The organism is Mucilaginibacter lutimaris (genome assembly GCF_042676625.1).
Classification (GTDB): domain Bacteria; phylum Bacteroidota; class Bacteroidia; order Sphingobacteriales; family Sphingobacteriaceae; genus Mucilaginibacter; species Mucilaginibacter lutimaris.
Genome location: NZ_JBHTIA010000013.1, coordinates 273,103 through 286,072 on the forward strand (window position 1 = coordinate 273,103; position 12,970 = coordinate 286,072).

The following is a 12,970-nucleotide window of genomic DNA, read 5'->3' on the forward strand; positions in this document are numbered from 1 at the left end:
GAAGGTATATTTCCGTTGTTTGAGCAGAATTATCCTGATTTTGTTTTATAATGTTAGCCAGTTCCCGTTCCGTTTTAAAATATTTACTGATCTCTGCGCTCTTTACCTTCGCTGGCTTTACGTCTAAAGCTTACTCTATATTGGCTCATGAGGCCATCATTGATGCCTCATGGAAGCCCAGTTTGTTGCCTTTGCTAAAACAAAAATATCCCGGCATTACCGGGGAACAGATAAAGCTGGCGCATTCCTACGCTTATGGTGGCAGTATAGTGGCCGATATGGGTTATATGCCCTTTGGTAACGGCCTTTTCACCGACCTGGTGCATTACGTACGCAGCGGCGACTTTATTGAAGCATTAATTGCCCGTGCAGAAAATCTGAACGAATATGCCTTTGCACTGGGTGCGCTATCGCATTACATGGCCGATAAATACGGGCATTCCATGTCTACTAATTTAAATGTGCCCATTGTTTACCCAAAGCTTAAAGAGAAATTTGGCAACGTGGTTACTTATCACGACGACCATACCTCGCATAGCCGCATGGAATTTGCCTACGATGTAATGCAGATAGGCCTAAAGGGATACACATCCGAAGGCTATCATGATTTTATAGGCTTTAACATTGCTGTACCGGTTTTAGAAAAGGCCTTTTATGAAACTTATGGGCAGGAATTAGGGTCGATATTTTCAAACATCAACTCATCTATCAACACCATGCGTTGGGGCGTGCGCAACTTATTCCCGGTGCTTACCAAATCGGCATACAAACAAAATAAGGCAGAGATAGAAAAGATGAACCCCGGTATTACCGCCCGTAAGTTTCAGTATAAAATGAGCAAACGGGCTTTTAACCTGGAGTTTGGCAAGCAGCGACATGAGTCTAAGTTCTTCGCCAAAGTCGCCGTATTTATGATAAAAATACTGCCTAAAATAGGTCCGTTAAAAACCCTGAAGTTTAAATCGCCGGGCGAGCAGGGCCAAAAACTTTTCGCTTTAAGCTTTGAGGCCATTTTGAAAAACTTTCAGATAGCTGTAGAGCAGGTTGGTAAAAACAAACTGGTATTGCCCGATATTGATTTTGACACCGGTAACCCCACCCGCTGGGGCGAATATAAACTCGCTGATAAAGCATTTGACAAGTTGCTTGAGCAACTGCAGCAACAGCAATATAAGAATGTTACCCCGCAGCTTAAAAAAAATATCCTCGATTTTTACAGCACAGCCGATAGCACTTTACTGAGCAGAAAAGACTTAAAGAAGTGGCCCGAGAACAGCCTGCGCGTAAAGGAGATTGCCCAATACAAGCCCATGCCGAAAGACACTGCAAAATCGCCAACGTTGTCTGAATAAGTTTGGCTCAGAACCAACAGCTTATATGAGTTGCAAGCATTTATTTACAAATCTGCCTCAAAAAACATAAATCGCTGCCCATCTCCCTCAACTACAATGGTAGCTATATAACCATCGGCTAATTCGAAACTATTTAGTTGCCAGTTTTTTTGCGCGCCAGTGAGCGATGCATCAAGAGAATGTTGGCCATCTATCGCCGGGGTAAGTGATAAATGATCGCCGAGGCCCTGACCGGTAGCTTTAAGAATGGCTTCTTTACGGGTCCATAGCATAAAGAACCTCTCTGGCGAGGTACCAATAAATTTGGCTTCTTCACCGCTAAAATTATCAGCCAAAATATCCTGAAAGGGAAACGCGTGATCTATTTGCTCCACATCCGCACCAACCGGCATTGCTGCCGCTGCAAGTACGATCCAATCCCCGGAATGCGATAGATTGTAACGAATTGCCTCACCAGTTCTGCTCATCAGGTAAGGTTTCTTATTATCCCCCAAAACAAATTCTAACTCCGCAGGCGGATGGTTCAAATACCGCCCTAAAATAATGCGCTGGGCCCCGCGGCTCACAATAAATCTGTGGGTGTCTTTTTGCTGCCTGTACTTACCGGCACGCAGTTTTTCATCAGACGAAAGCAGGGTTTCAAAATATGCTAAGCGATTTATGCTTTGGCTGATGTTAATGCGAAATATATGCACTTCGGCGCCGCTTATGGCTAAAGCATCTGTAGTGCCCTCCCAACTTACACCCTCTAAAAACCGATTAGTGACAGTCCCCAAAGCTTAATAGTTAATCTTGTTAAGGCATTCCTGCAATATGCGGGCAAATTCCTTATCATTAGGCTCCTTAAATATGGTGTTATGCTCGCCCGGTACATTATGAATATTAACGCCCTTTAAAGCGTAAGGCTTCCATCCCATATAAATATAATCGTCCAGGTAAAACGAGCGTGTTTCCGCGCGGAACAACTCTATCGATACATCATAAGGCATTATTTTGTAATGCTTTTGAGCCAGGTTGTTCATCTCATCTATCTTGTTGGCATAACCAAAAAAGCCGGTCTGCTTTTGCTCGGTACCAAATTTTAGTTTCCACAAAAGCCTTACAGCACCACGTTCAACAGCTTTTGCGCGTGTAGTTATAGTTTTAGTAAAGCCATCTTTAAAAAGCATGGCGTGCCATATTTTACGGCCAAAATAAAGGCCTCGTTTTACATTCTTCACTAACCACGGGTCGTAATAAGGTGTACGATAGGCGTAGGTATCAAACATACCCAGCATGCGAACCTCTTTATTAAGCGCCTCTAACTGCCGGGTCATTTCATAGGCTATTATCCCACCAAACGAGTAGCCTGCCAAGGCGTAAGGCCCTGTTGGATTTTGCGCCAAAATAGCCGATACGTAGTGCGCAGCAATGTCTTCCATTTTGCTTAGGGGTTCATCTACCCCGTTCAAACCTTTGGCCTGCAGGCCGTAAACAGGCTGCTCGGCGTCCATATGTTTGGCAAGTGTATTAAAGAGCAGCACGTTTAGGCCGGCACCGTGTACAATATAAATAGGGATCTTGGTCCCGGTAGGTTTAATAGGCACCAGCGAATCCCAGGTGATGGATTTGCCATCCAGCTCCAGCATTAGCGAGAGCTTTTCTATCGTAGAATTTTCAAATAAAATAGCCAGCGGAAGGCGTTTGCCGGTCTCCTTCTCTATTCTTGCCATTACCTGTACGGCTATCAGCGAGTGGCCGCCAAGCTCAAAAAAGTTATCGTGGATGCCAACCTGTTCAATGCCTAAAAATTCTTTCCAGATATTGGCTACCATTTGTTCCACGTCGGTACGCGGGGCAACATAATTAACGGTATCCGCTGTCGCGATGTCGCGGGCGGCAAGGGCCTTTTTATCCACCTTTCCGTTTGGCGTCATCGGCATGGCATCTATCACAACAAAGTTATCGGGCACCATATAATCCGGAACCGAATTACGTAAGTTGCTACGCCACTGCTGAATCATTTCGCTGTGGTCGCCGTCTTTCGGCAGGTCATCTTTGAGAATGATGTAGGCGACCAGTTTGTCCACGCCATTGTTATCAGCACGGGCTACAACTACGGCTTGTTTTATTAAATCCTCTTTAACAAGATTAAATTCTATCTCGCCCGTCTCGATACGGTAGCCACGGATCTTTACCTGCGCGTCTATTCTCGAGAGGTACGTCAGGTTACCGTCCGCGGTGAAAGTGCCCAGGTCACCTGTGCGGTACATTTTCGCCCCCGGTTCGTCCGAAAACGGATCTGGAACGAATTTTTCCGCCGTTAGTCCGGGCTGGTTTAAGTAACCATAGGCAATACCCTCTCCGCTGATGTAAATCTCACCCGCAGCACCCGCTATCAGCGGATTCTGGTACTGGTCTAAAATATAGACCTGCGTATTATCTATCGGTTTACCAATGCTGATAAAACCATCGTCGGCCGTAATTTCTTTAAGTGTCGACCAAATGGTAGTCTCCGTAGGGCCGTAAACATTCCAAAGCGAAGTGGCCTTTTCAAGGATGCGCTGCGCCAGGTCCATCGGCAGGGCTTCGCCCCCGCAAATCACTTTTACTTTTTCGCGTTCGCTCCAACCCGCCTCCAACATAATGCGCCAGGTGTACGGAGTGGCCTGCATTACGGTGATTTTCTCCTTACGGATGAGATCCAATAACGCAACCCCATCCTTCGCGGTAGTGGCATCAGCAAGTACAATTTGGGCGCCTGTTATCAGTGGCAGCCAAAGCTCAAGGCCGGCAATATCAAAACTGACGGTGGTGACGGCAAGCAGTTTATCGGTATCGCTTAAACCCGGCTGCTTTTGCATGCTGTACAAAAAGTTCACCACGTTGTGGTGCTTTATCTGCACTCCCTTCGGCTGTCCGGTTGAGCCCGAGGTATAAAGAATATAGATGAGATCCTCACCTGTGACATCAACAGCAGGGTCTGCATCGGCGTAGTTATTAAGGTTGCCCCAGATCTCATCAAGGATAAGCTCTTTAGCTTTCGAATCGTATTTACCCCGATAATTTTCAGAAGTTAAAAGCACTACCGCAGCCGAATCTTCCAACATGTAATTGATGCGGTTGATGGGGAAAATCGGGTCGAGCGGGATATAGGTTGCACCGGCTTTGATGATTGCCAACAATGCGACGACCAATTGCTCCGACCTATCCAACGATACCGCGACCTTATCTTTTGCCTTTACTCCGTTCTCTATTAAAATAGCCGCCAGTTGGTTGGCCTGCCGGTTAAGCTCGTTATAAGTAAGTTCTTTGTTATGAAACTTTAACGCTATAGCATTCGGGTAAGCAGCAGCCGTTTCGCTGATGATCTGGTGGAGCGGTTTCTCTTTCGGATAATCAACTTTGGTATCGTTCCATTTGTTGAGTTGCTCGCGGATCCCGGCTGCGTTCATCACCTCGAGATTACCAATCGGGGTATCCGGCGTTTTCACTACGCTGCGCAACAGGTGCTCCAGTTCGTCCATGAAACGTTTGATGGTTTCCGGTTCAAAGATCTGTGTATTGTACGACCACTCGAAGGTCAATGTACCCTTATGGTCGGTAATGTTTAGGAAGATCTCGAAGGTTTCGTATTCCCTCGGGTTATTGATATAGCGGTGCTTCAGGTTATGGAAACTGATACCATCATCCATCCCGATATCAATATTGAAAACCACCGGGATAAGCGGCAAACGCGTGCTGTCCCTTGGGATGTTCAGCTTTTTAAGCAAACTGCCAAAAGTATATTGCTGATGGTCGTAGGCATCAAGCACAGGGCTTTTACGTTCCTTTAGATATTCTACAAATGATTGCTCACCTTTCGGGAAACTCGTAAGCGGCAGCAGGTTAACACAATGCCCAACTAAACCAAAGTTACCTGTGGCCGATTGCCCCGCGGCCGGCAAACCGATGATGATCTCGTTTTGTCCCGTTACCTGGTGCAAAAACACCTCGAACGAAGCCATAACGGTGGAGACAAAACTTGTTCCGGCTTTGCGGGCCAGCAATTTCAAATCGCTTACCAAATCCGCATCAAGGCTGTAATCGGCGCGGGTGCTTTTGTAGGTTCGCGGTGATGGTCTTGGGTTATCCGTAGGCAGGTCGAGCAGGTGGTTACTGCCCTTAAACTGGTCTAACCAGTACTGTTCCGTTTCTTTATATTCCGCACTGTAAGATGCCTCAATTTCTTGAATAGCATACTGACTAAATTGAGGTGCAGGCGGCAGTTTGGGCTGTTCGCCTTTTGCAAAAGCCGAGTAAAGTTTACTCAGATCCTGCATAATGATACCCACCGACCATCCGTCGCACACGATATGGTGCATCAGCATAATCACCTGGTGCTCATCATAATTGAGCTTCAATATTGCAACCTTGAACAACGGGCCACGCACCAGGTCAAGGGGTGTGATGGCCAGCTGGCGGTTATAATTTTTGATGAAAAGCTTATTCTGCTCATCATCCTGCCCCGACAGGTCGTGGTAATCTATATTGATCTCGGGGTTATTGTAAACAATAATGTTGGCGCCATCGGCACTGAAAACCGTGCGCAAAGCTTCATGCCTGTCAGACAGTGCCTGCAAAGCATTTTCCATAGCGGCTTTATCGAAAGCGCCGGTCAAAACAATAGCTGCTGAGTCGTTATAAGCACAATTGGCGTCATTCCCCCCTATTAAGCACGATGTCCAGATCTCTATCTGCGGCTCGGTGGCGGGCGCAACCAATAGTATCTCCGGCCCTGCAAACGGGTCGAACTCATCAGCGTTGACTTCAGGGATATATGTTACTGTTTGCTCCAACTATTTAATATTGAGATCTATCTGAATGTACCTACCGGGGTTATTTTCGTCCTTTACAAACCATGCCGGGTTGCCATCTTTATCGCGGCCAAGTTTAGCACCTTCAACAGGCGCGTTGCTGGCGTTGGTGATGTATGGCGTTGATGCCGGCGTAGCTAAAGATACAACCGGCGTGCCATTTTGCGCTTTGAAAAATCCGGCGGCTATCATATCATCAATGCTGGCGTTAAAGGCAGCTATCATGGTATCGATATCCTGCTCGGTATGGGCATCCGTCATAAAACAAGGGAAACCATCAAGGATGTGGATGCCTCTCCAGCGCATCAGCGTGAACAGCAACTCGCTGTAAGGAATGTCTTCAAGGAACTTCAAACGCCATAACGAGCTGTAACCAACCACGGTAAGCGGCAAGTTCTCTTTGGCGCAGGTAGCCTCAATGCCGGCTTTTAAACGGGTAGCCAGGCCATCCAGTTTTTGCTGAAGCGCCGGGCCACGGTCTTTCATGTATTGTAGCGATGCTTTGGTAGCTGCCAATGCAAGCGGATGGCGCACAAAGGTACCGGCAAAGTAAGTTACCCCAACTTCGGGCACCGATTCATCACCATACTCCCAGAAACCACCATCAAGCGCGTCCATATACTCGGCTTTGCCGCAGATGGCGCCTACAGGCATGCCACCGCCAATAACCTTACCGTATGTACCCAAGTCGGCCTTAATGCCGAAGATGGCCTGCGTTCCACCGGGGTGGAACCGGAACCCGCTGATCACCTCATCAAACACCAAACAGATTTTGGCATCCTCGGTAACGCCCCTTAATTTCTTCAAAAACTCTATCGGCTGGAACTCCGGCCTGCGGCTTTGCACGGGTTCTACCAATATGGCCGCGATCTCGTCCGCGCGTTCCTGGATAATGCGCAGGGCTTCATCCGTACCGTAGTCCAGTATCAGCATGCTCTGCACATTTTCGGGCAAAATCCCTGAGGCAGCAGGCACGGTTTTTAATTTTTTAGTCCCGCGGACGATCACCTCATCCATAATCCCATGGTACGAGCCGCTGAACGCTACTATAAGCGAGCGACCGGTAACCGTACGGGCAACGCGCATAGCGCCCAACACCGCTTCAGAACCTGTATTACAAAGCGCGGCGCGATCATGATTGGTGAACTCGCACATCATTTTACAAACCTCGCCGGCAAGCTCATGCTGCGGGCCTATCTCATAACCCAGATCTATCTGTTTGATAACGGCTTCCTTTAAAATATCCGGCTGATAGCCTAACATGTTAGAGCCAAAACCATTCAGCGCGTCGATGTATTCATTGCCATCCACATCCCATAGGCGGCTGCCCTTAGAACGGTTGATCACAATAGGGTAAACAACTTCTTTAGTCAACGGCCTAAAGCCGCTCACCACCCTTGGGTCGGCCATGTATGATCGGTGCTGCTGGGTTTGCTCCTTGCTTTTTTTAGTTTTTTCGTTATAATCTTTTGTAAGTTGAACCAAAAACGCCATCTGTTTATCATCAAGCTCCTGCACCTTACGTTCTATACGGGCTGTGGCACCAAACGGCTTTTTGATCTCCACCAACTCCTCAGGGCTGATGTCAGGCTCCTGGGCTAATGCAGGCGGGGCAACGGTTTCGCCTTTTAACTGGTTAGGCGAGAAACCGTTTGGTATAGGCGGCGGTTGTAGAACAACCTGTTTTGTTCTTACTTCTCCACCCTGCAAGTGCGCTATCTGGGTGGCTAACAATTGTAATTGCTGACTGATCATATTCAGTGCCATTTCGCTGCCACCTGTTGGAGCGAAGGACATACCCTGCATAGGCACAGGCTGCGGAATTGTCGCGTTGTAAACGGATTGCTGAGTGGGTTTTGGTTGCGGCGCTGCGGCAACTGGTTCAAACACACCGGCAGGCAGGTTTTTATCCAGGAAATCAGACAACAGGTTGATAGAATTGTACTCCTCAAAAAGTTTCCTGAAGGTAACCGGTACGTTAAACGTTTTTTTGATGTTGGTAGCTATCTGCGTTAACAATAGCGAGTCGAAACCAATTTCGGGGAAGCTCAGGTCGGCGGCATCTTTACCAATTTCAATGCCCGAGGCATCTTCAAAGATCCCGTAGAGTTTTTCGGCCAGCAAATCTTTTCTCATTAGGTTATTCTGTATAATATTTTCGGCTGTGTTTGGTTCTGGTTCATCCGGCATAATTTCTTCCGGTTGGTAATTTACGGTTCCTGTCTGATTATATACCACAGGTTCTACCCAATATTTTTTATGATCAAAGGCGTAGGCAGGCAGGTTTAAACTGTTACGTTCGCCATTATAAATAGCCTTCCAATTTGGCTCTATCCCGTTAAGCCAAAGCTGCCCAAGGGCTTTTATTACCGATTGATATTCGGGCTGATCATTAGCCACATCAATACCTACAACGGTAGCCACAGGGTTATCTGCAGTTTGTTGCGCGGCGAGGGTTGCCAGCGTACGGCCCGGACCAACCTCTAAATAAAGCCTGCCATCTTCCTGTGCCAGGGTGTCAATAGCATCCGCAAAGCGAACCGTTTTACGCAGGTGCGCGGCCCAGTAAGCAGGGTCGGTAGCTTCAGCGGCGCTTAGCCAGTTGCCTGTGGCGGTTGATACGATAGGTTTAACCGGCGCGTTAAGTTTGACTGTTTTCACGATCTCCTCAAACGGCGCTACAATATCATCCATCATGGCGGAGTGGAAGGCGTGGCTGGTTTGCAACAACCTGCCGGGGATGCCTTTCTCTTCCAACACTTTCGCAAAATCGGCAACGGCGCTTTTCTCGCCCGCTACAACAGAAAGCTTGTTGCTGTTGACCACGGCGAGGGATAAATTATCCGGCAGCATCTTCTCCAGTTCGGCAGCATTGGTGCGTACCGAAAGCATATCGCCCTCGGCAACCCCGCTTACTAATCTCGCGCGCTCGGTTATCAGTTTGATGGCATCGGCAAGGCTAATTATGCCTGCGAAGTGCGCGGCCACAAACTCGCCAATGCTATGCCCCACAAACACCGACGGCTCTACACCCCAACTCATCCATAGCTTAGCCATGGCATAAGAGGTGATGAAAATTGCGGGTTGAGTATAAAATGTATTCTTTAATTTTTCTGTCGCTTCCGCGGATGCATCGGCGTAAATTGCTTCAAGCAGATCCTGATGCCCGGTGCCTGTTAGCAGGGCGATACACTCATTCACCGCACCCGCAAACACAGGCTCCTGCGCATAAAGCTCACGGCCCATGTTCAGATACTGCGCGCCCTGGCCGGGGAACATAAAGACGATCTCGCTTGCCCCTTCTTTAAGCGTTTTTGAGTTGGATGGATCGCGTTTAAATTTGGTTAGCTTTTCGAGCAGGTCGGCAGTGTCGGTCGCCAGTATAAAGTTGCGCTCTTTGAAATCTGTACGGGTGGTTTGCAGGGTGAAGGCTATGTCGGCTATGTTAGTATCCAGGTTTGCCTGTAAATAGTAATACAACCTATCCGCCCATTTAGATGCACTGGTAGCCGTTTTTGCCGACCAATTAATTAAACTTACCGGCTTGCTCTCAGCGGTTTCTTTTTTTGCGGATGCATATTCTTCCAGCACCACGTGGACGTTGGTACCGCCTACGCCAAACGAACTTACCCCCGCCCTGCGCTTGCCTTCGCTCTGCCAATCGGCAAGTTGGGTATTCACAAAAAACGGACTATCCTCAAAATCGATATTCGGGTTAGCCTTTTTAAAATGCAGCGTAGCCGGGATCTGCTTATGGTAAAGCGCTAACGTAGTTTTTATGAAACCCGCCACACCTGCCGCGGCCACCAAATGGCCCATGTTACTTTTTATAGAACCCAGGGCGCAGTATTGCTTTTTATCTTGGTTGCCAAAGGCGATGTTCAATCCCTCAATTTCTATCGGGTCGCCTAAGGAAGTCGCCGTGCCGTGGGCTTCCACATAACTTATACTTGCCGGGTCAATGTCCGCATCGGCGATAGCCATGGCGATTGCACCTGCCTGGCCTGCGGCACTTGGGGCAGTAAAACTGCCTTTGCCGCCACCATCATTATTTAAGCCAACGCCTTTTAAAACGGCGTAAATAGTATCGCCGTCGCGCTCGGCTTCTTCCAGACTTTTAAGCACCACAACACCTGCCCCATCGCTAAACACGGTGCCATCGGCATCGGCATCAAACGAGCGGCAATGGCCATCGGCGCTGAGCATGGTGCCTTGCTGGTACAGATGCCCGCTTTTGATAGGCGAACTAATTGATGCACCGCCCGCCAAAGCCACGGTACATTGCCCGTTGCGGATGCTATCCGCCGCCTGCGCAATCGCCAGCAGTGATGTTGAACAGGCAGAGTGAACACTTACAGCAGGGCCTGTGAGGTTAAGCTCATAAGAAGTGCGCGTAGCTACGTAATCCTTTTCATTTATGGTAGCCGTCATAAAACGGCCGATATTTTCAATTTTATCTGTGTTGGATATGACGTTGTTGGTGTAATAGGTATTGTTGCCCACACCCGCGAAAACGCCGACAGTACCATCATATTTACCGGGCAGGTGGCCGCTTGTTTCCAGTGCTTCCCAGGCCAGTTCTAAAAACACGCGGTGCTGCGGGTCCATCAGTTCGGCAACCTTTGGGTTAACACCAAAGAACGCTGCGTCGAAACCTTCGGTATTTTCTACAATACCCCGGGCCTTTACATAATTAGGGGCCGTCTTTACTACATATGGCACGCTTGGATCTATCTCTTCATCCGTAAAAAAGGATGTCGTTTCGCGGCCTTCGGTCAGTACTTCCCAAAGTTCGGTAATAGTGTTCGCTCCCGGGAAACGGGCGGCCATGCCTATTACGGCTATATCGTTATTCTGATTACTGGTTTTCTTTTTCGTAGCGATCTTGGCTGCCACTTTGTTGCCCTCTAAAAACGCGGCGATACCGTTCACCGTTGGATATTGGTAAAGCTTGGTTATGGGCAAGCGGTAGTTGTGCAGCTTTTTTAGCGCCGCTACCGTTTTTAATGCGAGGATGGAGTTACCGCCCAACTCAAAAAAGTTGTCGTATATGCCCACCTTGTCTAGTTGCAATAGCTCGGCCCAAAGCGGGGCGATGTGTTTTTCTGCAGTGGTAACGGGGGCTTTGTAGAGCACCGATAGTTCGGGTCTTTGGGTATCCGGTGCTGGCAGTGCATTACGATCAATCTTGCCGCTGGTAGTTTTGGCAAAACCATCCACCCAAACAAATGCCGATGGCATCATATAGTCGGGCAGTTTTTGTTCTATGGCATCACGCAAAGAGGCGATATCCTTCTTCACACCCGATGACACCAAGTAAGCCACCAAACGCTTTTGCCCCGGCACGTCCTCGCGGGCAACCACTACAGATTGCTGGATGCCTTCCAATTGACTCAGCAGCACTTCTATCTCGCCAACCTCCACCCTGTTCCCACGAATTTTCACCTGTGTGTCTCTACGACCAAGGTATTCTATATTGCCATCGGGCAGGTAGCGGCCAAGATCGCCGCTGCGGTATATGCGGATTGGGGTGCCTTTGGCATCCGTCCAGTTCAGGAATTTCTCGTCGGTAAGATCGGGGCGGTTCAGGTAGCCGTAAGCGAGGTTAATGCCGCTGATGCAAAGTTCGCCCTGCTCGCCGTAGGCAACTTCTTTTAGTTGCTCATCCAGCATATGGATGGTTACGTTATCCATGGCTTTGCCAATGGTTGGCAGCAGCGGCCAGTTTACGGCGGGGCCTTCCATTTTTAGGGCGGTGCTGCACACGCTTGCCTCAGTTGGGCCGTACATATTGTAGAATACGCAACCCTGCAGCGCCTGGAAAAACCGCAAAACCTGCGGTGTAATTTTCAACTGCTCGCCGGCGCTTATCACTTCCTGTAACGATTGCGGGAAGTACTGCTCAGCATCGGCAGCCTCGGTAAAATATTGCAGGGCAACAAAGGGCACGTTGATACGATTCACCCTATGCTCATCCACATATTTCAATAATTTCAAAGGGTCGATGCGGGTCTCATCCTCAACCAAAACCAGCGTACCGCCTATGCACAGCGTACAAAAAATCTCCATCACGGATGCATCAAAGATGAGCGGAGAAAACTGCAGGGTTTTATGGCCCACACCCAAATACGGTGAAATTCGGTTATGCCACTTAATAAGGTTTATCACCCCCAAATGGCCCACACAAACACCCTTTGGCTTACCGGTGGAGCCGGAGGTATAAATAATATAAGCAACCATTGTTTTGAGCCAGTCGCCGGTGCGGGCGGGGGCATCAACAGGTTTATCTGATATAATAACGTTGGGAACTATCGCGCCAAAAACAACCTCGTCCTTAGCGGGCGAAAGGATGGTATCCATCCCACAATCGGCAACAATATCCTGTAAGCGTTCTGTTGGGAAGGTTGGATCAAAAGGCAAATAAGCCTTACCTGTTTTAAAAACAGCAAGCAAACTCGCTATAGTATCAATAGAACGGGTGGCGCTTACACCGATAACCAAAGAGTTTGGTGAGGAGGCGACAATGGCATTTGCCAGTGCATCGGCTTTGGCATTAAGCCCGGCATAAGTGATTTGATCAGAACCAAATTCCACCGCGATGGAATCAGGATGATGTAATGCCTGCAACTCAAACAAATGATGAATAAACACATCATCTGCTTTAATATCATTGTACTTATTATCAGTAAGAATATCCATTAAACTTTATTCGTAGGTCTATCTTTACCGATAACCTCTTTCTAATTTATACCGTTTTTCCCGGCTTTAAGATATAAATTTCTA

The 12,970-nt window shown here is 48.2% G+C and carries 4 protein-coding genes; 1 reads left to right on the forward strand and 3 read right to left on the reverse strand.

What is annotated here, in order from left to right:
- Positions 1 to 50: 50 nt before the first annotated feature.
- On the forward strand, positions 51 to 1,352 hold the full coding sequence (locus ACFQZI_RS19150) for a zinc dependent phospholipase C family protein (protein ID WP_377145382.1): 1,302 nt from the start codon (positions 51 to 53) through the stop codon (positions 1,350 to 1,352).
- A gap of 44 nt (positions 1,353 to 1,396) precedes the next feature.
- On the opposite strand, the gene ACFQZI_RS19155 is transcribed toward ACFQZI_RS19150, so the two are convergent.
- The 3 genes from ACFQZI_RS19155 to ACFQZI_RS19165 are packed head-to-tail and all read right to left on the reverse strand — an operon-like array spanning position 1,397 to position 12,886.
- Positions 1,397 to 2,128, reverse strand: coding sequence for a 4'-phosphopantetheinyl transferase family protein (locus ACFQZI_RS19155; RefSeq protein WP_377145384.1), 732 nt, complete (start codon positions 2,126 to 2,128; stop codon positions 1,397 to 1,399).
- A 3-nt stretch (positions 2,129 to 2,131) separates the two neighbouring features.
- Entirely contained in the window at positions 2,132 to 6,169 is a 4,038-nt protein-coding gene (locus ACFQZI_RS19160) for a non-ribosomal peptide synthetase (protein ID WP_377145385.1), read from the reverse strand.
- Positions 6,170 to 12,886: an amino acid adenylation domain-containing protein gene (locus ACFQZI_RS19165; RefSeq protein WP_377145387.1), complete on the reverse strand. Its 6,717-nt coding sequence runs from the start codon at positions 12,884 to 12,886 to the stop codon at positions 6,170 to 6,172. It lies immediately after the preceding gene.
- Positions 12,887 to 12,970: the final 84 nt, after the last annotated feature.

Bases quoted from the DNA above. Each gene is read 5' to 3' on its own strand.
- ACFQZI_RS19150 (WP_377145382.1), top strand. From the start codon at position 51: ATGTTAGCCAGTTCCCGTTCCGTTTTAAAATATTTACTGATCTCTGCG.
- ACFQZI_RS19165 (WP_377145387.1), bottom strand. From the start codon at position 12,886: ATGGATATTCTTACTGATAATAAGTACAATGATATTAAAGCAGATGAT.